This is a genomic window from Aeromonas sp. 600282 (assembly GCF_049175755.1).
In the GTDB taxonomy this organism is placed as follows: Bacteria; Pseudomonadota; Gammaproteobacteria; order Enterobacterales; family Aeromonadaceae; genus Aeromonas; species Aeromonas veronii_A.
This window is the reverse complement of sequence record NZ_JAAKVR010000001.1, coordinates 1-24,040: the sequence shown is the minus strand read 5'-3', so window position 1 is coordinate 24,040 and position 24,040 is coordinate 1. Positions and strand designations below refer to the sequence as shown.

Sequence of the window (24,040 nt, the reverse complement as noted above, 5' to 3'; positions counted from 1 at the left end):
CGGTGACTTAAGAAAAAACTGCCGTGTCGTTCGTTTTTTGCTGGTTGATAGTTTTTAGCCAGCACGTCAGCACGGCCCATCATATGGAAGCCCTTGCCCTGCTCCGTGGCAGAGACAAGGACCAGTGAGGATGATATGAGCATTATAAAAAAACAGGATTTCATCGATTCTATCGCAGATGCCCTCCAGTACATCTCCTATTACCACCCGTTGGATTTTGTTCAGGCTGCCAAAGCGGCGTATGACCGTGAGGCCAACCCGGCCGCCAAAGATGCGCTGGCCCAGATCCTGATCAACTCCCGCATGTCCGCCGAAGGTCATCGTCCGCTCTGCCAGGACACCGGCATCGTGACCTGTTTCGTCAAGATTGGCATGCAAGTCCAGTGGGACAGCGACATGACTGTGCAGGAGATGGTGGACGAAGGGACCCGTCGTGCCTACACCAATCCTGACAACCCGCTGCGCGCCTCCGTGCTGGCCGATCCGGCTGGCAGTCGCAAAAACACCAAAGACAACGCCCCTGCCGTGGTCCATATCGACATGATCCCCGGCAACAAGGTGGAAGTGAGCATCGCGGCCAAAGGTGGCGGCTCCGAGAACAAATCCAAGATGGTGATGCTCAACCCCTCTGACGATATCGTCGAGTGGGTGCTGAAAACCGTGCCGACCATGGGCGCAGGCTGGTGCCCGCCCGGCATGCTGGGCATCGGCATCGGCGGTACCGCCGAGAAAGCGGCGGTACTGGCCAAAGAGGCCCTGATGGAGCACATCGACATTCAGGAGCTGATCGCCCGTGGCCCGCAAACCACTGAAGAGAAGCTGCGGGTCGAGCTCTACGACAAGGTCAACAAGCTGGGGATCGGTGCCCAGGGGTTGGGCGGCCTCACTACCGTGCTAGATGTGAAGGTGAAATCTGCGCCGACTCACGCCGCTTCCAAGCCGGTGGTGATGATCCCCAACTGCGCCGCGACCCGCCACGTTCACTTCGAGCTGGATGGTTCAGGCCCTGCCGAACTGACTCCGCCGAAACTGAGTGACTGGCCGGAGATCACCCGTGAAGCGGGTGGCAACGTGCGCCGCGTCAACGTTGATGGCATCACCAAGGCCGAGCTGGCCAGCTGGAAGAGCGGTGATACAGTGCTGCTCTCCGGCAAGATCCTCACCGGTCGCGACGCCGCCCACAAGCGTATCGCCGACATGCTGAAAAATGGCGAAGGGCTGCCGGAAGGGGTTGATTTCACCAACCGCTTCATCTACTACGTTGGCCCGGTCGATGCAGTGCGCGACGAAGTGGTCGGCCCGGCTGGCCCCACCACCTCCACTCGGATGGACAAGTTCACCGACATGATGCTGGGTGAGACTGGCCTTATCGGCATGATCGGCAAATCCGAGCGTGGCCCGAAAACCGTCGAGAGCATCAAGCAGCACAAGGCCGTCTATCTGATGGCGGTAGGCGGCGCCGCTTATCTGGTGGCCAAGGCCATCAAGAAGGCGCGTGTGGTAGCTTTTGCCGATCTCGGCATGGAAGCGATCTACGAGTTTGAAGTGGAAGATATGCCGGTGACCGTTGCGGTCGATTCCGAAGGCAACAATATCCACGAAACCGGCCCGGCCTACTGGTCTGCGAAAATTGCAGAGCTGGACGGCAAACTCTCCTCCTGAGTGACCGTTTTCGCTGCCGGTTAACGGCATCGGCCATGTAAACAAGGCGCGTCCATCCGGATGCGCCTTGTTGCTTTGGCTGGTCTGTTATGAGCTCAAGTTGGCCGTTTGCGACAAGCAGGTATAAAAAAAGGATGGCGTGACGCCATCCTTTTTCGTTGTGCTTGTTCTCTGGCCGCAGATAGCAGAGCAATCGCCCTTGGCTTAGGCCTTTTTCAGGTAGGCCGCAACCAGTACGATCTGCACGCCATTGACCTTGCCTTCGATATGAAGCGGGTTGTTGGTCAGACGGATGCCCTTGACCAGGGTGCCGCGCTTGGCGGTGAAACCGGCGCCTTTCACGTCCAGATCTTTGATCAAGGTGACGGAGTCGCCCTCTTGCAGCACGGCGCCATTGGAGTCAACGGTCGGTACGCTGTCGTCATCTTCGTCAGCAATACCAGCTTCAGCCCAGGCCTTGGCTTCGTCTTCCATGTACATCATGTCCAGCAGATCCTGAGCCCACACTTCACCCTTGCCGGAGAGAGCTTTGAGCTGGCGCCATGCCATCACCTGCACCGCAGGCACCTGGCTCCACATGCTGTCACTCAGGCAACGCCAGTGGTTGACCATCAGGGTATCCGGTTGTTCCAGCTGACCACGGCAGGTGTCACAGATAGCAACGCTGTGATCATCGTCGCTGGCGGGGGAGTGAGGCACCACGAAGGCGGTCAGCGCCTGCTCGGCGCTGCACAGTTCACACTTGGCGCCCGCGCGCGCTTGCAGAATGGCGTTGATGGTCATGTTGTTGGTCCCATAGCTAGTGGTAAAGCATCCCGCGTTGGCGGGGCGCGTGAAAGAGGGGGCGGAATATAGCATAAAACCCCGCACTTTGTCAGGTCTGCCCTGGCTCACAAGGTTGGCTGTGCTGTTGCGCGGCGCTGATCGTCAGGTATTGAGAGTGCAATTTGAAGCGGGATCGCTAGAATGAGCCTCCTTTTTGACTGCAAGGCAGGGGCATTCGTGCTGGCTCAACGTTTTCAACAACTGGATCGACTGCTCACCCGCTACCGACGCTGGTGGCAATATCAGCCATATCATCATTTGACCATGGCCTTTGCCGATGAGGCGCCCGAGCTGGCGGTACTGCTCAATGGGCTGACGCTCGGCCAGTTGGCAGAGCTCGATGCGGATATGGATGCCCTCAGCAGTCTGCTTGCCCCCTGGATTGCCGAGGGAGCCGAGCTGCAGCAACTCAGTCAGCTTGCCCCGTTTACCCCTGAGCCAATCACTTGCAGCAAGGAGATGGCGCTGCATATGCCGGGGCGCAAGCAGGCCCAGATCGAGTCGTTCACCGCCTGTCTGCCTGCCCATCAGGGCCCCTATCTGGAGTGGTGTGCTGGCAAGGGCCACCTTGGGCGGCTGGTGTCACTTCATCGACAGGCTCCGATCCTCAGTCTGGAGTTGCAAGATCAGCTTTGTGACGAAGGTCGGCTGCTGGCCGAGCGAGATGGCGCCAATATGACCTTTACCTGCGCCGATGCTTTTGCCCCCGAGTCGGCGGCGCTGATCGCCCCCGAACATCACGCTATGGCACTCCATGCCTGCGGCGAGCTGCACACCCATCTGCTGGAACGGGTGGCCGAGCGCAGTGCCAGCGGCGTGACCATCTCTCCCTGTTGTTACCACCTGATCCGCAGCAGCCACTATCGCCCGCTGTCGGCCGCGGCCAGCGCCAGCGAGCTGGTGTTGAGCAAAGCGGATCTCAAGTTGCCGCTACAGGAGACGGTGACTGGCGGTGCGCGGATCGCCCGCCTGCGCGAGCAGGAAGTGGTGTGGCGGCTCGGGTTTGATTGCCTGCAGCGTCAGGTGCGCGGGGTGGATGAGTATCTGCCGGTGCCCAATATGCAAAAGAGCCTGCTGACCGGCACCTTCGAGGCGTTCTGCGTTTGGGCTTCCGAGCGCAAAGGGATTGTGCTGCCCGCCGGGCTCGACTATTCCGCCTGGTTGGAACATGGGGAGCGTCGCTTTGGTGATGTCGCCCGCATGGAGCTGGTGCGTCATTTGTTTCGCCGTCCCCTCGAGATCTGGCTGGCGCTGGATCGCGCGCTCTTTTTGCAAGAGCAGGGTTATCGGGTCGAAGTGGGGGAGTTTTGTGCCAAACCCATGACCCCGCGCAATATCCTGATCCGTGCCGTGCGCTCCTGACACCGAGCTCTTTGTGAGCGTTATTTGAACATTGTTGATGGCTGACGGGTGAAGCGGGTCAGCCATTTTTTTTGCCACGAATAATAAATTGGTGACAGATCATCTGATCGTCTTTCGCCTCCCCATACGGGTGACAAAACAGGCCAAAATGGTCATCGTTTGAGTTCTTTTATGTCGTTTTAGCTGCGTTGAGTAGCACAAGGTGAAATGGTTCACAAATTACGCGCATTTCTTAATTTTCATCGTGAATTTAGTTGTTGGAACACCTACTCTTGGAGCGCATTAATTCAAACAAGGACGATAAACATGTTCAAACCCAAGCGTTGTGCCTGGCTGATCGCTGCCGCTTGCACATTGCCAAGCTATGCCGCAATGAGTGCAGCCATGAATATTCAACCCGATCCGCAAAATGCGGGAGGATATGTGATTGCGGCCCCGGATCTGGCCGCTGTGGAAAAGGCCAAGACGGCCAACCCCATGTATGCAATATGGGCCAAGGCACTGGCCACCCGGTCAAATAAAATAGTCGATGCCATTGAACCGGGTCTGGCAAGCAATCCTGACAACGTAAAACGGGTTGAACGGGTATTTCCCCAATCTGAATGGGAATATTTAACCCAGATGGCCGCGCCGGAATATACCTATGTCCGCTTCTTGCGGGCCATCGGTAAATTTCCTGCGTTCTGCGGTGAATATACCGATGGGCGCGATTCTGATGCGATCTGTAAAAAATCCATTGTGACGGCCTTTGCCCACTTCTCTCAGGAGACGGGCGGCCATATTGCCAAGGAGAACGTCTCTGATAACCCGCTGGGGCTGGAGGAGTGGCAACAGGCGCTGGTGCATGTGCGGGAGATGGGCTGGTCAGAGGGACAGACCGGCTACACCACCGGCTGTGGCCAGAACGACTGGCAAAACAAGAAGTGGCCCTGTAGTACCGGACAAGGTTACTTTGGCCGCGGCGCCAAGCAGCTTTCTTACCACTTCAACTACGGTGCCTTCTCCGAGGCGATGTTTGATGGCGATGCCTCAGTGCTGCTCAACAACCCGGGGCTGGTGGCTGACTCCTGGCTCAACCTCGCTTCTGCCATCTGGTTTTTCCTCACCCCTCAGGCCCCGAAACCGGCCATGTTGCACGTGATTGATCGCACCTGGGTACCCTCCAAGCGGGAAGCTGACGCTGGTATCGGCTATGGCTTCGGTACCACCATCAACGTCATCAACGGCGGCATCGAGTGCGGCGAGCAGAACAAGGACAAGGGGCAGCCGGTCAATCGCATCCGCTACTGGGAAGGGCTGGCCAACCACTACCAGATCCCGCTCAAGGCGGATGAGAAGAACACCTGCTGGCAGCAGACTCCTTATGGCAGCCTCAATCTTAACGGCGCTACCGACGTGCTCTACACCAACTGGGATGGCAACTGGAAATACTATCCGGATCGCCCGGGCGGTTACTCCTTCGAGTGCGAGCTGGTGGGCTTTCAGACCGCTTATTCTGCGCTGGTGCCGGGTGATTACGAGAAGTGCGTGACCAACTTCTACGGCTCCCACGCCAACTGGCCGAAAGTGCGGATCGTCGCCAAGCTCGATCCTGCCCCGGTCGATCCGGTTGACCCGCCCATTGATGGCCAGCCTGCCTGGGAGGCCAGCAAGGTCTATACCGCGGGCAACAAGGTGAGCTACAAGGGCGCCGTCTATCAGGCCAAATGGTGGACGCAAGGGGATGATCCCGCCAAAGGTGGCCCCTGGGCTGTGGTGGTGACCAAATAAGGTTGCCGTTGGGATCATGGTCAATCACCATGATCTATCGGTAGTGGAAACAAGCAGGCTGCAGGGAGGAGATATCTCCCTGCTTTTTACCCGTTATCGGCCTGTTGTCGCCCCATCAGGCGGGATCAGAAACGGTAGTTGAGACCGACACTGACCCCTTTGACATCGAGTCGAGGCATGGGGATATATTGGTACTCTGCATTGAGTCCGATACCCGAATCAAAGCGATATTGCCAACCCGCAGCGCCATACAAACCGACCCCGGAGTTGCTCTGATCTTCCTTGTTGATGGTGTATTCGACTCTGTGGGCGTTGGCACCCAGTTTGGCATAAAAGCTGTTGCCGGAAGAGACCGGGAATTGTGCATACAAGGCAGAGCGGATCCCTTTGTAATGGATATCTTTTACGTCATTGAGGGTTGCATCGAAGAGGGCGCTGACTACGCCACCGGTACCAAACAATATTCCTGAATCGATACCGATATAATCGTTGAACATATAACGGTAATAGAGATCGGCAGTCATATTGTCACCGCCATCGGCCTGATCCCCATTTTGTGCTTTGAATGACTGGGTGCCATAGCCAAGGGTGGCGCCGACGATATGGGGAGAGGGGGTTGCTATCGCCACGGAAGAGAAGATCGCCGTGGCAACCACCAGGGGAGTGAATAACTTCATCATGCAGGTTCCAATTAAATAGCGTGGAATATGGCTGCGACGAACAGATTTATATGGGCTCGGGTGAGCTTGTCTTATATTCGCAGGCCAGTAGTGAGTGGCAATATCTCATATTGTCAGGGGGATGAATAATCAGAGCCCCCATAGTTGTTATGATGGGAGGTGAGAGTGGTTATCTTCTGTCTGAACAATGGTGAAATGTGTCAATCCTATCTGAAATGAGCGCTGATAAATCGCAAATTTCATTGGTTTTCTGCACTAATCAACTTAGTGTAACGGGATGTTAGGCTGGCAATATATGCCTTCAAACGTGGACTGGATGGTAAACAAGATGGTGATTTCTCGTAACGGGATATTAGAGGGGGGGTTGCCATTGTGGTGCAATCCGCTACAAGGTGCTAGCTGCTCCCTTTGCTACCGATTTTTGCCACTGCCGGGATTGTCAGCGCACGACCGGCGCCTGGATGGATTTTCGGGTGAAACAGGTGCAATGGCTATGCGGCGTATTGACTGAGTACGCCTCGTCGGAGGCGATTCGACGCGGCTTTTGTGCAACCTGTGGCGCCACCCTCAGCTATCGCAGCATTCAATACCCCGAGTACCTGACGCTGGCTATTGTCTCACTTGATAACCCCGAAACGGTCGCACCAACCTATCACATCCATACCGTCAGCCAGCTCTCCTGGTTGCCGATCCAGGACGATCATCCCCGTTATCCGAAAGGGAAGTAGTTTTGCGATATTCCACGTAGAAAGAGGAGTACACCATGGAGCTGATAGTGATCCGCCATGGAGAGACCCAAGCCAACGCCGAGGGGCGCTATCAAGGGGCGTTGGATATCGGGCTTAACTAAGATGGCGCGCGGCATATATGCTGGCTGGCCGATGAGATAGCGACCACACTGGCCCCTTTCGAGCGGTTGCTGGCGTCGCCCCTGCTGCGAACAAGAGAGAGCGCCGCGATCTTCTCACGTCAGTTGGGCTTGCCTGTGAAACTTGCTCCGGACTTTCGTGAACGGCATGTCGGCCTAGAGGCCAAGGCGCGTTATCCCGAGTTGTGGGTGCGCAACATCACCCGGCGCTGGGCGGAGGCTCCGCTTGGCGGTGAGAGGCTGGATGAGGTGATTGCCTGAGTCTCGCAGGGACTAACGGCACTGGCCTCGACCATGCAGGGGGAGCGGGTATTGCTGGTGGCGCACGGTGTGGTCGCCAAGGTGACCCGCGCCCTAACGACCGCCGGATTTGATGACTTCTTCGCGTGGCAGTTGCCCAACGGCGGCATGCTGGTGGTCAATCTTGACTCCTCTATATCACCATTGCGATTCAATCGACCGGTTGGGCAGAGTTAGTTTGTGCGCTGCTTTTTCTACTCTTCGATATCCAGCAACACCAGAATGGCGCTGTCGCCGCCCCATTCGCGGGGAGCCTGATGGAAGGCGCGAACATTGGGGTGCTGGGCCAGCCAGCTGGGAATGCGCTGCTTGAGAATATGTTTGCCGATGCCGTGCATCACCGAGGCGACGTGAATGTTCTCTTTCTGGCAGAGGGTGAGCAGGGCGGCCAGCTCCTGTTTTGCCTGCTGCTGGTTCATGCCGTGCAGATCCAGGTAGATCTCCGGCGGATAAATGCCCCGCTTGAGCTTTTTCAGCTCAAATTTTGACACATCTTCCCGCACGTAACGGGTCGGCCCATCATCGTCGAGATGGGGCTGATACTCATCGCTGAAATAGTGGTCAACCCCAAGCTTTTCGCGGGTTTCGCGCAATTCGCGTTTCTGCTTGACCGGGCGTAACTCGGCCCTTATGGTATCTTGCTTGATTTTCCGGGTACCTTTTATCGCATCGCGGAACAGCAGGGTTTCCTCGTCTGTCGGTGAGGGCGTTTTTTTCATCAGATGCTCATGTATTAGGAATGCGTCTTGCCCGCAACGTAAACGGGGCTCGGGCCGGATATTACTCGACTTGGAGGTGGATTTGGACAAGATATTTATCGATGAGGTGGTTGCCGAGATGCACACCATCCAGGACATGTTGCGTTGGGCCATGAGTCGTTTCAACGACGCCGGGATTTTTTACGGTCATGGAACCGACAACGCCTGGGATGAAGCTGTGCAGCTGGTACTGCCCGCGTTACATCTGCCACCGGATGTAGACCCGGCCATGCGCCACTCCCGTCTCACCAGCAGCGAGCGTCACCGCATCGCCGAGCTGATTATCCGCCGTGTACAGGAGCGGGTACCGGCCGCCTACCTGACCAACAAGGCCTGGTATGCCGGTTGGGAGTTCTACGTGGACGAGCGGGTGCTCATTCCCCGTTCCCCTATTGCCGAGATGGTCGCCAACCGTTTCGCGCCCTTCCTCAAACATGAACCGACCCGGATCATGGACTTGTGCACTGGCTCCGGCTGTATCGCCATCATCATGGCCCACGAGTTCCCGGAAGCGGAAGTGGATGCCATCGACATCAGCATCGATGCGCTGAACGTGGCCGAGCGCAATATCAACGATCACGGGCTGGAGCAGCAGGTCATTCCGATCCGTTCCGATCTGTTCCGCGATCTGCCAGCGGGCGACAAGTACGATCTCATCGTCTCCAATCCGCCCTATGTGGACTCCGAAGATATGTCGGATCTGCCGGACGAGTTCCGTCACGAGCCTGAGCTGGCGCTGGCGTCCGGCTCCGATGGTCTCAAGCTGACCAAGCGTCTGCTGGCCCATGCCGCCGATTTCCTCAAGGATAACGGTGTGCTGGTGGTTGAAGTAGGCAACAGCATGATCCATCTGGAAGCCCAGTTCCCCGAGATCCCCTTTACCTGGGTTGAATTCGAAAACGGCGGTCACGGCGTCTTTGTGATGACCCGTGAAGAGCTGGTGCAGTATCAGGATCATTTCGCCATCTACAAGAACTAAGCAGGAGCGCGCATGGCAGGGAACAGTTTTGGTCAACTCTTTCGGGTCACCACCTTTGGCGAGAGCCACGGCCTGGCGCTGGGCGCCGTGGTCGATGGTTGCCCGCCTGGGCTGGAGATCAGCGAAGCGGATCTGCAGGGGGATCTGGATCGGCGCAAGCCCGGCACTTCCCGCTACACCACGCCGCGCCGCGAGCCGGACGAGGTGAAGATCCTCTCCGGGGTGTTCGAGGGCAAGACCACCGGCACCTCCATCGGGCTGCTCATCGAGAATACCGATCAGCGCTCCAAGGATTACTCCGATATCAAGGATCTGTTCCGGCCGGGTCATGCTGACTACACCTACCACCAGAAGTATGGTCAGCGGGACTATCGTGGCGGTGGTCGCTCATCTGCCCGCGAGACCGCGATGCGAGTGGCGGCGGGGGCGATTGCCAAGAAGTACCTGAAACAGGTACATGGCATCGAGATCACCGGTTTTCTCTCCCAGCTCGGCCCCATCAAGGCTGAGGCGTTTGACGCGGCGCAGATTGAGCAGAATCCCTTCTTCTTCCCCGATGCGGGCAAGCTGGAAGCGCTCGATCAATATATGCGCGACCTGAAAAAAGAGGGCAACAGTATCGGTGCCAAGGTGCAGGTCATTGCGCGCAATGTGCCGGTGGGCCTGGGTGAGCCGGTGTTTGATCGTCTCGACGCCGACATTGCCCATGCCATGATGGGCATCAATGCGGTGAAAGGGGTGGAGATCGGTGATGGCTTTGCGGTGGTGGAGCAAAAAGGCTCCGAGCATCGCGACGAGATGACCCCGGCGGGCTTTGCCAGCAACCATGCGGGCGGCATTCTGGGCGGCATCTCGTCGGGTCAGGATATTGTGGTGAGCATGGCGCTCAAACCGACTTCCAGCATCACTGTGCCGGGCAAGACCATCAATACCGAAGGCGAGGCAATCGAGATGATCACCAAGGGGCGTCACGATCCCTGTGTCGGCATTCGCGCCGTGCCCATCGCCGAAGCCATGCTGGCGCTGGTGTTGATGGATCACCTGCTGCGCCATCGTGCCCAGAATCAGGGGGTGTTGACCCATACCCCACAGCTGCGTTGATCGCTCTTGCTGCACATCGACTGATCGCACCCTGTTCAGGGTGCTGGTTCGTCAACCAAATCAAAGGCGACCTTCGGGTCGCCTTTGTTCTTATGCTCTGCGGTACTTCTATCACTCGTCGGTTATCAAGAGTGATCAGCGTCCTGCGGATCGGCATCGAGACGGCAGTTGGGGGGAGAGAACTTCCCATGGTGTTTGGGCATAGCGTGAATGGCCTCGTTGACCTTGAGGAGCTGCTCTTCGCTCATGCTGTTTTTGGCAAACATCAGGCTGACCGGCTGATGGTGCAGCAACAGCTGACAACTGATAAACCCCTCGGCGCCCAATTGGGAGAGCCGATAGCGTGCATATTGCCACTCCATAATGATGCCATCGAGACGGCGGGCCAGCAGCAGTTCGATTAGTCGATCATCGGCATTGTACTCGGTCGCCCCCTTGAGGGCAGGACACTCGTCCATTTGATGAATGGGGCGAGTACCGCGCAGTTTGCCAATTTTGAGCTCCTTGTTGTGGCACAGTTTGGACAAGGTATCGAGCTTTCCCCAGCGATCCTGATGGCCTGGAATCGGGTTATTACTCAACAGCACATAGGCGCTCTGGCGATAGGGTGCAGAGAAGCGGGCATACTTCTGCCGCTCCGGCAGGGGGAGGGCGGCCATCGCCACATCCAGCTGATCGTGCTCCACCAGATGGAGTGCCCGCGCCCAGGGGATCTCACGAAATTTGGGGGCAAAGCCCGCCTGGGTGAGGATCTGGCGAGTCAGGCTGACATCCAGCCCGTCCAGCTCACCCCTGTTGTTGATTTGACTGAAGGGGGGCCAGTGGCTCCAGGCCACGGTCAGGGTCTGACTGGCCTGCAGGGAAGGGGTCAGCAAAAGCAGCAGCAGGCAGAGCTTGGCCTGCCAGTTGCCGTGGGGACGATATTGCGTGCTCATAGCTTAACCTCGTTATTCTGCTTTTTGTTCTCTACTATCCCGTGCGCCTGCGACCCGCGCATCACGATGGCGGGACAGGTAATAAGTTGTCAGTTAATAGTGTGGTGCGTGCTTCACTGGTCAACGGGATTATTCGGTGGAGAGCAGAGGGCTTTTCTGTGCGTGCTGGGAGGAGCATCACATTTTTCTCGTTTATCCGGCACAACTCCGTTAGACTGCGCCCCTATTCTTTCCCCTTTGCTCTGCTCCCCGGGGAAATCGTTGTGTTCTCAACAGGCCCGAGTCTGGCGAGATGGCATCGGCTCAGCAGAGGAGCCCCATCCCGGATTGTCGGCGCCCCTATCCCTAGCAGGTAACTATGAGTTTTACTTCCCTCGGTCTGGCCGAACCCTTGTTGCGTGCCGTTGCCGAACAAGGCTACGACACCCCGTCTCCCATTCAGCAACAAGCGATCCCCGCCGTTCTGGCTGGCCGCGATCTGATGGCGGCGGCCCAAACAGGGACCGGCAAGACCGCAGGCTTTACCCTGCCGATGCTGCAACGTCTGATGGAGAGCAAGCGCAAGGTCTCTCCGAACCGCGTCCGTGCGCTGGTACTGACCCCGACGCGCGAGCTGGCCGCCCAGGTGGGCGAGAGCGTGCGCAACTATGGCAAGCATCTGCCCCTGCGCAGCCACGTGGTATTCGGTGGCGTGAGCATCAACCCGCAGATGATGGCGACTCGCCGTGGTCTGGACGTGCTGGTGGCCTGTCCTGGCCGTCTGATCGATCTCTACAACCAGAATGCCGTCAAGTTTGACGAAGTGGAGATCCTGGTACTGGACGAAGCGGATCGCATGCTCGACATGGGCTTTATCCGCGACATCCGCCGCATCCTGACCCTGCTGCCGAAGAAGCGCCAGAACCTGCTCTTCTCCGCCACCTTCGCCGATGAAATTCGCGAGCTGGCCACCGGTCTGCTGGATAACCCGGCGGTGATCGAAGTGGCCCCGCGCAACAGTACCGCCGAGCGTATCGAGCAGCTGGTGCACCCGTGCGACAAGGCCAACAAGATTGCCCTGCTGAGCCACCTGATCTCCAGCAACAACTGGCAGCAGGTGCTGGTCTTTACCCGTACCAAGCACATCGCCAACCGCGTTGCCGAGAAGCTTGAAAAAGACGGCATCAGTGCTGCCGCCATTCACGGCAACAAGAGCCAGGGCGCCCGTACCCGCGCGCTGGCCGGTTTCAAGGATGGCAGTGTGCGCGTGATGGTGGCGACCGACATCGCGGCCCGTGGCCTCGATATCGACAAGCTGCCGCAGGTAGTGAACTTCGAGCTGCCGAACGTGGCGGAAGATTACGTGCACCGTATCGGTCGTACCGGTCGTGCCGGCGCGGCCGGTCACGCCATCTCCCTGGTTGCGGCCGATGAAGGCAAACTGATCAAAGCCATCGAGCGTCTGACCAAGCAGAACATCCCCTGCGAGCAGGTGGCTGGTTTTGAAGCGTCCCGCGAGACCCTCGACAACATCGCCCGTGGTATCGGCGCGCCGCTGCGCAAAGAGCCCCGTGATCCGAGCGAGCAGCGCCGTGCGCCGCGTCCGCAAGGTCAAGGCCAGCGTCAGGGTGCCGCTCGCTCCGGCAACGGCGGCAAGCCCAAGCCCCAGGGGGGTCAGCGTCCGGCTGATGGCGCCGCCAAGCCGGCTCAGGCCCGTCGCCCCCGTCGCGCCAGCCATAACCAGTAAGGGCAAGGAGAGCCACTCTCCCACCCTGATCGGTTAAACGAAAAGCCCTGCCATATCGGCAGGGCTTTTCTATTTCTGCTTCTGCGGCTCCGCGTTTGGCTGACCTGCTCTGGTCAGGAGAGCAGGGCGGTGATCAGGAGACAGGCCGCACTCAGCAAAATGACGGTGAAAGTCAGCCCCATTCCCACTATTCGATAGCGGAAATTCTCCGGCGTGCGGCTCATGCCGAAGGCGTGACAGAGGCGACCAAGCAGCAGGGCACTCCCTAGCAGATGAACCAGCCAGGGGGCATGGCTGCCGGTTTCGACGAAATAGATGAGCAGCAGGGCGAGGGGGACATACTCGGCAAAGTTGGCGTGCACCCGCATGGCCCGCAGCATGGCGGGATCATCGCCATGGCCGAGCGCCACTTTCTGGCGGTGACGGGTGCGAATGGTGCGTACGCTGAGCAGGACAAAGAGCAGGGCAAGCAGGGCTGCATAGATGGGCAGTATGGTCATGGCGTAGGGCTCCCGAGGTGATGGATAAGCATGGATCTGTTGCGTGCTCAATGGCTTGCCCTTGAGGGTAGCAGTAAAGGGGGCTCGGCCATGGCGCCCAAAGCACCCTTGCCGGATAAAAAAGCCCCGCCAGTCTGGCAGGGCTTGTTGTCTGGTTTTAGGTGGCGTGCTCTGTCAGCTGCACTTCGCCAGTCAGGCGCCGTAGGGGAGAGAGGAGTGGTGCAGCACGATGCGCACCTTGCCATCATTCCCCTTCTTGAAACCCCAGCTCTTGTCGACCGTGGTCTCCTTGTTGTCGCGATCCACCAGATGCACCTTGCCCATGGTCAGCGCCATGTTGCCGTTGATATAGACGGCGGCATTGTCATAGCGGTAGCTCTGCCAGTTTTTCAGGGCAAAACCGCTATCTGCCGGATAGGCGCTGTTGTTGCCGACAAAATAGGCCAGCGCCCCCTCGCGGGTGGTGCGAAAGGTCTGCTCACCACCGGCGAGGGTGGGTTTGAACAGTACCGGCCCCTGCTGGTAGCCATAAGCGCTGTCGAGTACCGCCTCGGCGGTGGCTTTGGCGCGCTCAATGCCGCCGGCCCGATAGTCATCGCTGATCTTGATGAGCACCGCGCCCCAGGCATCCTGCGCCGCCTTGATGTCGGCCTCGGTGATATTGTTGTTGGTGATTTCGGCCGCGCTGAGGGCGCCGCTGGCTGCCAGCAGAGCAAGGGCAAGGGAACTCTTCGTGAGATGCAACATCATTGTTTTCAGGCTCCTGAAAGCGATAAACGAGGGGGCAGTGTAGCGAGCGGGCATGAACGGGTTTTGAACTGTCCGTTCAGGCTTCGGTGGCAAAAAAGATTGTATAAAACACGGTTCTTGGCGGTTTGTTCGGTGGTGCCCCGATCAGCGGATGGGGGTCAGCAGGGCCGAGAAGTAGCGCTCCTGCATCTGCTGCCAGCGGCCGCTCGCTATCAGCTGCTGCTGGGATTGGACAAGGGCGGCGATATCGGCCTGGCGGCTCTTGTTGAGGTAGAGATAAACCTCGATATCGGAGACCCGTTTCCATGGTGCGGCAAGGGGGGATTGATTGGTGGGCAGTAGCCGGATCACCCAGTCGGTTCTGCCGCGCTGGAGCAGGGCGAGACCCTGCTTCTCATCGTTGAACCAGACGATGCGTCGACTGTCGAGATAGCGGCTGCACCACTGAATGCCGCGCAGGCAGCCAACCCGCTCCTGACTGGCGGGTGGCCAGCTGGCGTCCTGCTTGCTCTGGGCATAGATGGTCACTTCGCCAATCGCCGTGCCGACCGGGATCATATGCGGATGGGTCTGCTCAAAGCCCTTGATCCGGGCGATATCGCCAGCGATGGTGCTATCGGAATCAAGCAGCTTTTTGCAGCGGGCGCTGGTACAGGGGATAAAGGTAAAATCGACCCTGGCCTTGCCAAACCACTCCTCATAGAAGGGGCGCAGCAGGGAGATATATTCCACGGGCGCCGCCAGCGTCAGGGGCGCGCCCTGGGCAATCGAGTTCAGGCAAAACAGCAGCCACCAGCCAGCCCACTTCATACCTTGCTCCCCACTCCATTGCATATGGAGAAAGCGTAGCTGAAACGTCCTTTATCCCTCTTGTGCGAGGAGGGAATGGGCAGAATCATGGCAGCGTTGATAGCACAAAGCCCCGCCAAGTTAATTGGCGGGGCTTTGCTTTCAGTATCGGGGATTACAGCGCGGGCAGCAGTCCCATGCTGACGCTGATTTGGACGCCGACAATCAGCACACCCATCACGCCGGCCACTCCAAGCGCCACTACGCCACCCGGGGCGCGGTAGTGGTGGGCGGGCGCCTGTTTGCGGCTCTGCCACACCAGCGCCACCGGCAGCAGTACCGCGAGGATCGCCAGCGCAATGGCGGCGTAGCCGAGGGCCATGATAAAGCCCTGCGGGAAGTAGAGGGCAAACAGCAATGGCGGCACAAAGGTGATAAGGCCAGTCTGGGTGCGGCCCTGCCAGTTGTCCTTGCGGCGAGTCACCTTGGCCATAAAGTCAAACAGTCCCAGCGTTACCCCGAGGAAGGAGGTGGCGAGCGCCAGGTCGGCAAACAAGTGCATCGCCTGATTAAACACAGGCCAGCTCACCAGTTTGCCGACGTTTGCCAGCAGGCTGTCCAGCGCACCACCGGTTTGCAGCAGGGCTTGTTGGCCGAGCAGACCGAGGATCGCTACCTGCCACAGCACGTAGAGGATCAGTGGCAGGGCTGAGCCCCAGACAAAGACCCGACGCAGCTGTTTTGGGCAGTCACCGAGGTAGAGCATCACGCTCGGAATGGAGCCGTGAAAGCCAAACGAGGTGAAGATGACCGGCAGGCCCGCCAGCAACAGGCCCTGACCCAGCGGCATCGAGAGCAGATGCTGCCCTTCGGTGCGGGGCAGCAGCAACGCCAGCACCACCACCATGATCACCAGTTTGACGGTGAACATCAGTCGGTTGAGGTAATCCACCGAGCGGGTGCCGACACAGACCATGCCACCAAACAGCAGGGTAAAGGCCCAAGCGGCCTGCTCCTGGCTCAGGGTGATGCCGGCATCGGCCAGCGCCTGTGCCAGCAGGCTGCTGCCGCCGCTGATGTAGGCGGAGGCCAGCGAGTAGAACAGCATCAGGATACAGAAGGAGGCGATACGCTTGCCCCAGGGGCCGAGCAGATGGTCCGCCAGCTGGTGCAGGTACCATTTGCCGGTGTTGAGGCTTGCCTCTACTTGCAGCATGGCGGTAAAGGCCATCAGGGCCCAGAGGCCGACCATCAACATCAGGGTGGCGGGGCCGCCGAGGGAGGAGGAGGCCAGCGGCAGGGCCAGCATGCCGGCACCTATGGTGGTGCCGGCAATCAACAGGGTACAACCCAGAGTTTTGGTATTCATGTTATCCATCCGAACATAGCGGTATCAGTGCAAACAGGCGATGTCAGCAGTGACGTCAACAAGAGGGGGCCGATTGGCGTTATCAGAAGGTGCCTCCGGTGATAGGGCCGGAGGCTAGCAATATCGGAACGGGAACATCTGTACCTAAAACCTGTCAGTTGTAAAAGATGGTTGCCACGTTAGCGGATCAAAATAGCGGAAACAACCCCCTTTATACGGATCTTGTGCTGGCTGGTGGCAACAAGTGGAAATAAATGATGACAGTGATGGCTAATTGCAGAAAAAAGCACCGAAAAAATGACTGGCAGGGGCTCATTGATACAGGTCAGCCAAGTGGTTGCTGCACGGATGGGGGAGTGCCTTGTCGTAGCGTTGGCGTTTAGTTGCGGGGTGAAAGGAGTGTGGAGGCCGGTTGTTTAGTCGGCCAGACGGTAGAGAAAGCAAAGCGGGCGGGTAGGGTTGTGGGGGAAAACAATAAGGCTGCCGATGCTGGCAGCCTTATTGTTATCTGTTCGCTTTACCCACCCATTGACAGCAAATCGGGTCTGCTGCGGTCAGGTTAGCGGCGGCGCTTGAGGGTGCGGCTCACATAGTGCAGCCCGCTCTGGTATTCGCCGTTAACCGCCTTGAGCGCCAGATCCAGCGCCTGGCTCGCCAGCGCGTCGTGCTGCTGGGGCAGGGAGTTGATGCCAAAGGGGAGGAAGTCGAGCAGGCGATCGTCCCCGAAGGTGGCCATGGCGAGCTGGCTCATGTCGATCTCTTGCTCCAACAGGTAGTCGAGTACTCCCTCCATCAGGATATAGGAGGTGGTGATCAGCGCTTCGGGCAACTGGCCCAGCTGCTGGTGCAGATCTTTGATCAGGCGATACCCCTCAAGGCGGGAGAAGTGATCCCCCTCGCACAGGTGGCGAGCCGCGCTGTGACTGGCGACCGCCTGCTCGAAACCGGCTTTGCGCTCCTGACTGATCGTGAGTGCCGGCAGCGCGGTGATCAAGGCGATATGGCGTAAGTTCGGGGTGAGCAGGGAGCTGGTGAGATCAAAGCTCGCTTTCTCGTTTTCACTGGCGACGGTGACGAACTTGTCGGCGGCCATCGCCCGGTCGATGGCGAGGATCTGGCTGCCTTGCGCCTGCAATTTGCCGTAGAAGGGGTCGTCCGGGGGCAGGCAGCTGGCCACCAGCAGGGCATCCACATGGCGGCTCACCAGCATCTGGGCCAGCTCTTTTTCTGTGGCGGGATCATCCTCCGAGCAGACGATGAGCAGCTGATAGCCCTGCGCCCGGGCCCCCTGTTCCAGCCGTTTGGCCAGCTTGGCGTAACTAGCGTTCTCAAGGTCGGGCAGGATAAAGCCCAGAGTCTTGGTCTGGCCGCCGCGCAGGGAGGCGGCGCGGCTGTCCGGCTGATAGTTATGGGCGGTGACAACGGCCATCACCTTGTCGCGGGTGGCCTGACTGATGCGGTATTGATCGGCCTTGCCATTGATCACATAGCTTGCCGTGGTGCGCGAGACACCGGCGAGGGCGGCGATTTCATCCAGTTTCATCATATTGGCTCTGTTTGAGTTGCAAGGCCCACGGTCACTGCCGGGTGAGGGCACCGAAAAGTGTGCGCGGGATCATATCATTGAAAAGCACTCTTTGTGGGTACTTGATCAATTCGCTGAAACGATTCAGTCTGAGTGTAAGTGAAACGATTCAGCCTGTCAGCAACGAAGAGACCCAGTGGCCTGAAAATCAGGCTCCGATCACAGTCAACCGTGTTCGGGTCTATTGTCAGCTGGCGAGTTACCCGAATGTTCAATTGTGACGTACCGGCGCGGCCGGAACCTGATGGAGAGTCTCTATGTTGAAGTTGGCGCGAGAGCAGATCTTGCTGGGACAGTCGGTGGCAACCAAGTCGGACGCCATTGCCCTGCTGGCAGGCAAACTGACCGAAGCCGGTCTGGTGGAAGCGGGCTATGTGGATGGGATGCTGGCCCGTGAAGCGCAGCATGCCACCTATCTTGGCAGTGGCATCGCCATTCCCCACGGCACCACCGATACCCGTCATCTGGTGAAGAGCACAGGCGTCATGGTGGCCCAGTTCCCCAATGGTATCGAGTGGGACGAGGGGCAGATCGCCTACGTCGCCATCGGCATCGCCGCCAAGTCCGACGAACATCTGGGCATTTTGCGCCAGCTCACCCATGTGCTGGGTGACGAGCAGGCGGCAGCTCAGCTCAAAGAAGCCACCGATGCCGACACCATCATCAACATCCTGACTGGCGCCACTGCCGCCAAAGAGGTGCAATACCTGACCCTGGCTGACTTCCCGGCCGATGATCGCGACCAACTGCTGCTGGGAGCAGCCGCCCGCGCCAAATCGGCGGGCTGGGGCGATGCCGCCATGGTGAGCACCCTGTTGGCAAGTGAACCCGCCTACCTGGGCGAGGGCGTCTGGCTGGCGCGGGCCAATGTTCAGCAAATAGCATCGGCCCAGACTGGCTGGGTGCTGGCAACCCCGAGCAGCGAACTTCGCGCAGGTGAACTGCCGGTCAGCGCCATGCTGCTGCTGTGCGCCGCAGATAGCGGCCATCTGCCGCAGCTGGAGAATCTGGCCAAACTGGCGGCTGCAGGCCAACTTGCCACGCTGGCGGGCGGTGAGGGGCTGGCCATGTTGCAGGCGGGGCCTGCGAGCGGTCTTTCCGAAACCTTCACCATCATCAACCCCCACGGCCTGCACGCTCGTCCCGGTGCCATGCTGGTCAAGGTGGCCAAAGAGTTTGAATCCGACATCCGGGTTGCCAATCTGGATGGCAGCGGCGAGGCGGTCTCCGCCAAGAGCCTGATGAAAGTGATCGGCCTTGGGGTCAAGTGCGGGCATCGTCTGGCGTTTCGCGCTGAAGGGGCAGATGCCGAAGCCGCCCTCAAGGGGATAGGTGAGGCCATCGCCGCAGGTCTCGGCGAGGGGGCGCATTGATGAAGATTGTTACCATCACCCTCAACCCTGCCCTTGATCTCACTACTCGCCTTGAGGCGATGAGTCTTGGCGAGGTCAATCTGGTGAGCGAGGCCAACTTGCGTGCCGCAGGCAAGGGGATCAACGTCGCCATGGTGCTCAAGGACTTGGGCCGCGACGTGGGCGTCACCGGCTGGCTGGGCGCAGACAATGAACAGAGCTTTGTCTCCCTGTTTGCAGAGCGTGCGCTGGATGATCACTTTGTCCGTGTCGCGGGCAGCACCCGCATCAACGTCAAGATCTCCGAGCAATCCGGTCGGGTCACCGATCTCAACCTGCCGGGGCTCACCATCCAGCAAGGGGAGGTGAGCGAGCTGGAGCAGGCCATCGACGAGCTGGCTGCGCATGCAGAGTGGTTTGTGCTGGCGGGCAGCCTGCCCAAAGGGGTGGCTCCTGATTACTGCACCCATCTGATCCGTCTGCTCAAGGCCAAGGGCAAGCAGGTGATCTTCGATTGCAGCGGCGCGGCCTTAAGCGAAGGGATCAAGGCGGCACCGACCCTGGTCAAACCCAATCTGGAGGAGCTGAGCCAGTGGGCGGGCCGCCCGATCAAGACGCTGAGCGAGCAGGCCGAGTGTGCCCGCACGCTGCAGGCAAGCGGCATTCCCAACGTGGTGATCTCCAACGGCGCCGATGGCCTTATCTGGTTTGCTCCGGATGCCGTCTGGCAGGCCATTCCGCCGCGGATGCAGGTGGTCAGTACCGTGGGTGCCGGCGATTCGCTGGTGGCCGGTCTTGCCCATGGTCTGAGCCTTGGCTGGGCGCCGGAGCAGACCCTGCGGCTGGCCACCGCCGTCTCGGCCTTGGCGGTCAGTCAGGTGGCGGTCGGCTTTGACGATATCAATGTGCTCAACCCTTTACTTGAACAGGTGCGCGTAGAGCGTCTGGATGCGCTGGCACCGGTTCAATGCCATACCCCCTCAATGGAAAACTCAGGAGATGCCCAATGAAAGCAATCTTGGTTACGGCTTGCCCGGCGGGCATTGCCACCAGCTTTCTCGCTGCAAAACGGATAGAACAGCAGGCCAAACAGGCTGGCTGGGAACTCACCCTCGACGTCGGCTCCAGCGTGCAGCCCCGCCAAGTACCGAGCAAGGAGCAGATTGCCGCCGCCGATCTGGTGCTGGTTGTCGCCAGTGCCCCGGTGGATCTCGCCGCCTATGATGGCAAGCGAGTCTATCAGGGCAGTATGGATCTCGCCATGCAGGATCCGGCTGCCTTGCTGGAAGCCGCAACCAGCGGTGCCAGCGTCTATCGTCATCAAGCCGCGCCCGCTGCCGCCAAACCGGCCGCTGCTGGCAAGCGCATCGTGGCAGTGACAGCGTGCCCGACTGGCGTTGCACACACCTTTATGTCGGCAGAAGCGCTGGAGACCATGGCCAAACAGCTGGGTTATCAGATCCGCGTCGAGACCCAAGGCTCGGTCGGTGCCCAGAACGCCCTGACTGCCGAGGAGATTGCATCTGCCGATCTGGTGTTCCTCGCCACCGATATCGAGGTGGACATGGCCCGTTTCGACGGCAAGCCGGTCTATCGCACCAGCACGGGGGCGGCATTGAAGAAAACCCGCGCCGAGCTGGACAAGGCTTGGAGTGAGGCGAAAACCTATCGCCACAGCGGTGCCAGCCAGCCCAAGAAAGAGGAAAAAGCAGGCCCCTACAAGCACCTGTTGACCGGCGTCTCCTTCATGCTGCCCATGGTGGTGGCGGGCGGCCTTATCATCGCGCTCTCGTTTGTGTTCGGTATCGAAGCGTTCAAGGTGGAAGGCACTCTGGCCGCCGCTCTGATGAAGATCGGTGGTGGCTCCGCCTTTGCCCTGATGATCCCGGTGCTGGCCGGTTACATTGCCTACTCCATCGCTGACCGCCCGGGTCTCGCTCCCGGCATGATCGGCGGTATGCTGGCAAGCTCGCTGGGAGCCGGTTTCCTCGGCGGCATCGTGGCCGGTTTCCTGGCCGGTTACAGCGCCAAATACCTGAGTGACAAAGTGCGCCTGCCGACTACCCTGGAAGCGCTCAAGCCCATCCTGATCATTCCGCTCTTTGCCAGCCTCTTTACCGGTCTGGTGATGATCTACGTAGTGGGTGGTCCGGTGGCTGGCATCATGAATGCCATGACCGAGTTCCTCAACAACATGGGCTCTGCCAATGCCGTGCTGCTGGGTGTGATCATCGGGGCCATGATGTGCTTCGACATGGGCGGCCCGGTCAACAAAGCGGCTTACGCCTTCGGTGTCGGCCTGCTGGCCTCCAAAACCTACGCCCCGATGGCAGCGGTGATGGCCGCTGGTATGGTGCCGGCACTGGGCATGGGTATTGCCACCTTCCTGGCCCGCACCAAGTTCATCAAGGCGGAGCAGGAAGCGGGTAAAGCCTCCTTCGTACTGGGACTGTGCTTTATCTCCGAGGGGGCCATTCCGTTTGCCGCCAAGGATCCGATGCGCGTTATCCCGGCCTGTATGGTTGGCGGCGCCCTGACCGGTGCGCTCTCCATGCTGTTCGGCTGTGAGCTGATGGCACCCCACGGCGGCCTGTTTGTGCTGTTCATCCCGCACGCCATCAGCAATGTCATGATGTATATCGTGGCCATTGCAGCAGGCTCGCTGCTGACCGGTGTCTCCTACGCCATGCTCAAGCGCGGCGAAGAGCAGGCCAAGCTGGCCACGGCATAAGCCTCGCCACCCGGCAAGACGTCATAACCAAGAGCGGCCTGCGGGCCGCTTTTTGTTTTGTCGGGAGGATAGGTAACCTGTGAGGGGAAGATAGGGAGTGGTTAAAACTCCCAGCCTTGTTGTTCTGGCAACTGGGGTTGCGCTCCTTCCAGCGCTTTGCGCCGCGCAGCCTCAACCCGCGCCTTGCGGGCGCGACACAGACGCATTACATCCTGTTGCTGGGCCGGGCTCATTTTCTGCCAGTTGAAACGCTCCTCGCGATTGCGCAGGCATCCTTTGCAATAGCCCTTGTTGTTCACCTCGCAGACCCCGATACAGGGGCTCTGCAACGGGAATATTTCGAGCTGTTCCATCCATTACCTCGCATATCCTGTCACCTTGTTATAACCCAGCATCCTCCCTTTGGAGAAATCTCTCTTCAAGTGATTGATGTCGTTTGCTTTCCCCCTGCAAATTTGGCATCTTGCCGCCGAGCAGGACTCTTGGTGTTAAATGAGGACATATGAACAAACACGGATTCTGGCTGACCGCGATAGTGCTGGGGTTGGCCGGGTGTGCGGGTAACTCTGACAAAGCAGAGGTGCCAAAAAAACAGACTGATGACAGATGTTTTCTCAACTGCGAGGTGCCGGAAAATCTGGGCAAGCAGTATCTGGACGGTACCTTGCCGGGGGATCTGGTGCGGGTCGAGCGGGTCAACAGTCGTGCCAGTGCCGATTACAGCAAGTTTGGCCCCCAGAGTCGCATTGTCATGCAGCGTTCAGGGCGGATGGCGAGCCGTTATGGCGAGCTCTATCACCAGCTCTCCCGCTGGGTGGCGGGCGGCGGCAATCCTGCCGACATCACCCGTTACGGTATCAGCCTGGCTCAGCTGGGCGGCGCCGATCGCATGGGTAACGTGCTCTTTACCGGCTACTACTCGCCGGTGCTGGAGGTGCGTCACCGCCCGGATGCCGAGTATAAGTACCCCATCTATGCCATGCCCAACTGCGGCAGCCGTTGTCCGACCCGGGCACAGATCCACCAGGGCGCCCTTGCCAACCGCGGGTTGGAGCTGGGTTACAGCAAATCCCTTATCGACAACTTCCTGATGGACGTGCAGGGATCGGGCTTTGTTCACTACGGTGACGACGATAGGCTGCAATATCTGGGTTACAGCGGCAAGAACGGCCACGGCTATGTGAGCATTGGCCGGGTGCTGATTGACCGCGGTGAAGTGCCCAAGGAGCAGATGTCGATGAAGGCCATCAAGGAGTGGGCCAACCAGCAACCTGAGCACAGGGTCAAGGAGCTGGTAGAGCAGAACCCCTCCTATGTCTTCTTCGAGCGTCGCCCGACTAATGATGTGATCGGTGCCGCCGGTATCCCGCTGCTGCCGCTGGCGGCCGTCGCTGCCGACAAGACCCTGCTGCCGATGGGTACCCCGATCCTGGCCGAAGTTCCCTTGCTCGATAAAGAGGGCAACTGGACCGGCAAGCACCAGCTGCGCTTGTTGATTGCGCTGGATGTGGGCGGGGCGGTGAAGAAGGGTCACCTCGATCTCTACCACGGCATGGGTGAGAAGGCAGGTGTCGCGGCCGGTCACTACAAGCACTTTGGCCGTGTCTGGAAGCTGGGCCTGCACCACGGGCCGACTGCTGCCCCCTGGTTGTAATACTCTGAGGGTTTGGGCGTCTGTAATCGGGCGCTCGAGCAAAGATGAATATCTAGTCCTGAAATAGGTTTACACATTTTCAACTAGCATTTCTCTACTCAGAACCCCCTATGTACCGCATCGGGGGTTCTGTATTTCAACGCATGATGCGGCCGCTCCTCGTTGTAAATATCCACCGCCTCACGCACCATTTCCCGCGCTTGCGCCAAATCCTGCGGGCTTTGCAACAATAACTCTCCTTTCAAAATCCCGTTCACCCGCTCCGCTAACGCATTCTGGTAGCAGTCATACCCATCCGTCATCGAGCATTTCACCCCGTACCGTTCATGTAATGACTGATACAG

22 protein-coding genes and 1 pseudogene are annotated in these 24,040 nt (G+C 59.1%); 12 read left to right on the top strand and 11 right to left on the bottom strand.

Annotated features, from left to right (window positions below; all coding sequences use genetic code 11):
* Positions 1-135 precede the first annotated feature (135 nt).
* Entirely contained in the window at positions 136-1,662 is a 1,527-nt protein-coding gene (locus tag G5137_RS00115) for a fumarate hydratase (RefSeq protein ID WP_005351759.1), read from the top strand.
* Positions 1,663-1,866: 204 nt separating this feature from the next.
* Here the strand turns inward: G5137_RS00115 and G5137_RS00110 are convergent, their stop codons facing one another.
* Positions 1,867-2,445, bottom strand: a complete 579-nt coding sequence (locus G5137_RS00110; RefSeq protein WP_216977641.1) for a PhnA domain-containing protein — start codon at positions 2,443-2,445, stop codon at positions 1,867-1,869.
* A gap of 183 nt (positions 2,446-2,628) precedes the next feature.
* Between G5137_RS00110 and G5137_RS00105 the strand changes: the two genes are divergently transcribed.
* Together G5137_RS00105 and G5137_RS00100 are read left to right on the top strand one after the other, a co-directional pair.
* The gene (locus G5137_RS00105) at positions 2,629-3,849 is read left to right on the top strand and encodes a methyltransferase (RefSeq protein WP_421254672.1); all 1,221 of its coding nucleotides are present in this window, start codon (positions 2,629-2,631) and stop codon (positions 3,847-3,849) included.
* Positions 3,850-4,155: 306 nt separating this feature from the next.
* Entirely contained in the window at positions 4,156-5,619 is a 1,464-nt protein-coding gene (locus G5137_RS00100) for a chitinase (protein ID WP_421254671.1), read from the top strand.
* 125 nt (positions 5,620-5,744) lie between these two features.
* On the opposite strand, the gene G5137_RS00095 is transcribed toward G5137_RS00100, so the two are convergent.
* Positions 5,745-6,299: a porin family protein gene (locus G5137_RS00095; protein WP_337072204.1), complete on the bottom strand. Its 555-nt coding sequence runs from the start codon at positions 6,297-6,299 to the stop codon at positions 5,745-5,747.
* Between the two features lie 392 nt (positions 6,300-6,691).
* Between G5137_RS00095 and G5137_RS00090 the strand changes: the two genes are divergently transcribed.
* Positions 6,692-7,027, top strand: coding sequence for a GFA family protein (locus G5137_RS00090; protein ID WP_421211118.1), 336 nt, complete (start codon positions 6,692-6,694; stop codon positions 7,025-7,027).
* 35 nt (positions 7,028-7,062) lie between these two features.
* Positions 7,063-7,644, top strand: a pseudogene (locus tag G5137_RS00085) (histidine phosphatase family protein).
* Positions 7,645-7,661: 17 nt separating this feature from the next.
* Here the strand turns inward: G5137_RS00085 and smrB are convergent.
* Positions 7,662-8,186, bottom strand: coding sequence for an endonuclease SmrB (gene smrB / locus G5137_RS00080; protein ID WP_005333198.1), 525 nt, complete (start codon positions 8,184-8,186; stop codon positions 7,662-7,664).
* An 82-nt stretch (positions 8,187-8,268) separates the two neighbouring features.
* On the opposite strand from smrB, the gene prmB reads away from it, so the two are divergent.
* Together prmB and aroC are read left to right on the top strand one after the other, a co-directional pair.
* Positions 8,269-9,204, top strand: coding sequence for a 50S ribosomal protein L3 N(5)-glutamine methyltransferase (gene prmB, locus G5137_RS00075; RefSeq protein WP_005345333.1), 936 nt, complete (start codon positions 8,269-8,271; stop codon positions 9,202-9,204).
* 12 nt (positions 9,205-9,216) lie between these two features.
* Positions 9,217-10,305: a chorismate synthase gene (gene aroC, locus G5137_RS00070; RefSeq protein WP_201951171.1), complete on the top strand. Its 1,089-nt coding sequence runs from the start codon at positions 9,217-9,219 to the stop codon at positions 10,303-10,305.
* Positions 10,306-10,430: 125 nt separating this feature from the next.
* Here the strand turns inward: aroC and G5137_RS00065 are convergent, their stop codons facing one another.
* Entirely contained in the window at positions 10,431-11,240 is an 810-nt protein-coding gene (locus G5137_RS00065; protein ID WP_266135035.1) for a substrate-binding periplasmic protein, read from the bottom strand.
* A gap of 358 nt (positions 11,241-11,598) precedes the next feature.
* On the opposite strand from G5137_RS00065, the gene G5137_RS00060 reads away from it, so the two are divergent.
* Positions 11,599-12,966 carry a DEAD/DEAH box helicase gene (locus G5137_RS00060; RefSeq protein ID WP_421235798.1) on the top strand — a complete coding sequence of 456 codons (1,368 nt, stop codon included), beginning with the start codon at positions 11,599-11,601 and terminating at the stop codon, positions 12,964-12,966.
* Positions 12,967-13,079: 113 nt separating this feature from the next.
* Here G5137_RS00060 and G5137_RS00055 read toward each other — a convergent pair whose 3' ends face one another.
* The 5 genes from G5137_RS00055 to cra all read right to left on the bottom strand — a co-directional run bounded on the left by G5137_RS00055 (position 13,080) and on the right by cra (position 17,920).
* Positions 13,080-13,466 carry an MAPEG family protein gene (locus tag G5137_RS00055; protein WP_108571800.1) on the bottom strand — a complete coding sequence of 129 codons (387 nt, stop codon included), beginning with the start codon at positions 13,464-13,466 and terminating at the stop codon, positions 13,080-13,082.
* Positions 13,467-13,658: 192 nt separating this feature from the next.
* Positions 13,659-14,216: a hypothetical protein gene (locus G5137_RS00050; protein WP_421254670.1), complete on the bottom strand. Its 558-nt coding sequence runs from the start codon at positions 14,214-14,216 to the stop codon at positions 13,659-13,661.
* A 144-nt stretch (positions 14,217-14,360) separates the two neighbouring features.
* Entirely contained in the window at positions 14,361-15,026 is a 666-nt protein-coding gene (locus tag G5137_RS00045; protein WP_421254669.1) for a hypothetical protein, read from the bottom strand.
* A gap of 154 nt (positions 15,027-15,180) precedes the next feature.
* Positions 15,181-16,374 carry an aromatic amino acid transport family protein gene (locus tag G5137_RS00040; protein ID WP_421254668.1) on the bottom strand — a complete coding sequence of 398 codons (1,194 nt, stop codon included), beginning with the start codon at positions 16,372-16,374 and terminating at the stop codon, positions 15,181-15,183.
* Positions 16,375-16,933: 559 nt separating this feature from the next.
* The gene (gene cra / locus G5137_RS00035; RefSeq protein WP_245096561.1) at positions 16,934-17,920 is read right to left on the bottom strand and encodes a catabolite repressor/activator; all 987 of its coding nucleotides are present in this window, start codon (positions 17,918-17,920) and stop codon (positions 16,934-16,936) included.
* Between the two features lie 296 nt (positions 17,921-18,216).
* Between cra and fruB the strand changes: the two genes are divergently transcribed.
* Genes fruB through fruA form a run of 3 tightly spaced genes read left to right on the top strand, consistent with a single transcriptional unit; the run spans position 18,217 to position 22,042 of the window.
* Complete coding sequence (fruB, locus tag G5137_RS00030) at positions 18,217-19,332, top strand: fused PTS fructose transporter subunit IIA/HPr protein (RefSeq protein WP_421254667.1); 1,116 nt, start codon at positions 18,217-18,219, stop codon at positions 19,330-19,332.
* Positions 19,332-20,321, top strand: a complete 990-nt coding sequence (gene pfkB / locus G5137_RS00025; protein ID WP_421254666.1) for a 1-phosphofructokinase — start codon at positions 19,332-19,334, stop codon at positions 20,319-20,321. Before fruB ends, pfkB begins: the two co-directional genes overlap by 1 nt.
* On the top strand, positions 20,318-22,042 hold the full coding sequence (gene fruA / locus G5137_RS00020) for a PTS fructose transporter subunit IIBC (RefSeq protein ID WP_245096568.1): 1,725 nt from the start codon (positions 20,318-20,320) through the stop codon (positions 22,040-22,042). Before pfkB ends, fruA begins: the two co-directional genes overlap by 4 nt.
* A 101-nt stretch (positions 22,043-22,143) precedes the next feature.
* Here the strand turns inward: fruA and G5137_RS00015 are convergent, their stop codons facing one another.
* On the bottom strand, positions 22,144-22,395 hold the full coding sequence (locus G5137_RS00015; RefSeq protein ID WP_216953548.1) for a DUF1289 domain-containing protein: 252 nt from the start codon (positions 22,393-22,395) through the stop codon (positions 22,144-22,146).
* A 149-nt stretch (positions 22,396-22,544) separates the two neighbouring features.
* Between G5137_RS00015 and mltA the strand changes: the two genes are divergently transcribed.
* Positions 22,545-23,696 (top strand): murein transglycosylase A, encoded by a 1,152-nt coding sequence (gene mltA, locus G5137_RS00010; RefSeq protein WP_421173214.1) that lies wholly within the window; start codon positions 22,545-22,547, stop codon positions 23,694-23,696.
* 98 nt (positions 23,697-23,794) lie between these two features.
* Here the strand turns inward: mltA and G5137_RS00005 are convergent.
* Positions 23,795-24,040, bottom strand: a 246-nt coding sequence (locus G5137_RS00005; protein ID WP_421254665.1) for an integrase core domain-containing protein, incomplete at its 5' end; no start/stop codon positions are given.

Coding starts and splice junctions, on each gene's coding strand:
- G5137_RS00115 (WP_005351759.1), top strand. CDS start 136: ATGAGCATTATAAAAAAACAGGATTTCATCGATTCTATCGCAGATGCC.
- G5137_RS00110 (WP_216977641.1), bottom strand. CDS start 2,445: ATGACCATCAACGCCATTCTGCAAGCGCGCGCGGGCGCCAAGTGTGAA.
- G5137_RS00105 (WP_421254672.1), top strand. CDS start 2,629: ATGAGCCTCCTTTTTGACTGCAAGGCAGGGGCATTCGTGCTGGCTCAA.
- G5137_RS00100 (WP_421254671.1), top strand. CDS start 4,156: ATGTTCAAACCCAAGCGTTGTGCCTGGCTGATCGCTGCCGCTTGCACA.
- G5137_RS00095 (WP_337072204.1), bottom strand. CDS start 6,299: ATGATGAAGTTATTCACTCCCCTGGTGGTTGCCACGGCGATCTTCTCT.
- smrB (WP_005333198.1), bottom strand. CDS start 8,186: ATGAAAAAAACGCCCTCACCGACAGACGAGGAAACCCTGCTGTTCCGC.
- aroC (WP_201951171.1), top strand. CDS start 9,217: ATGGCAGGGAACAGTTTTGGTCAACTCTTTCGGGTCACCACCTTTGGC.
- G5137_RS00065 (WP_266135035.1), bottom strand. CDS start 11,240: ATGAGCACGCAATATCGTCCCCACGGCAACTGGCAGGCCAAGCTCTGC.
- G5137_RS00060 (WP_421235798.1), top strand. CDS start 11,599: ATGAGTTTTACTTCCCTCGGTCTGGCCGAACCCTTGTTGCGTGCCGTT.
- G5137_RS00055 (WP_108571800.1), bottom strand. CDS start 13,466: ATGACCATACTGCCCATCTATGCAGCCCTGCTTGCCCTGCTCTTTGTC.
- G5137_RS00050 (WP_421254670.1), bottom strand. CDS start 14,216: ATGATGTTGCATCTCACGAAGAGTTCCCTTGCCCTTGCTCTGCTGGCA.
- G5137_RS00045 (WP_421254669.1), bottom strand. CDS start 15,026: ATGAAGTGGGCTGGCTGGTGGCTGCTGTTTTGCCTGAACTCGATTGCC.
- G5137_RS00040 (WP_421254668.1), bottom strand. CDS start 16,374: ATGAATACCAAAACTCTGGGTTGTACCCTGTTGATTGCCGGCACCACC.
- cra (WP_245096561.1), bottom strand. CDS start 17,920: ATGATGAAACTGGATGAAATCGCCGCCCTCGCCGGTGTCTCGCGCACC.
- fruB (WP_421254667.1), top strand. CDS start 18,217: ATGTTGAAGTTGGCGCGAGAGCAGATCTTGCTGGGACAGTCGGTGGCA.
- pfkB (WP_421254666.1), top strand. CDS start 19,332: ATGAAGATTGTTACCATCACCCTCAACCCTGCCCTTGATCTCACTACT.
- fruA (WP_245096568.1), top strand. CDS start 20,318: ATGAAAGCAATCTTGGTTACGGCTTGCCCGGCGGGCATTGCCACCAGC.
- G5137_RS00015 (WP_216953548.1), bottom strand. CDS start 22,395: ATGGAACAGCTCGAAATATTCCCGTTGCAGAGCCCCTGTATCGGGGTC.
- mltA (WP_421173214.1), top strand. CDS start 22,545: ATGAACAAACACGGATTCTGGCTGACCGCGATAGTGCTGGGGTTGGCC.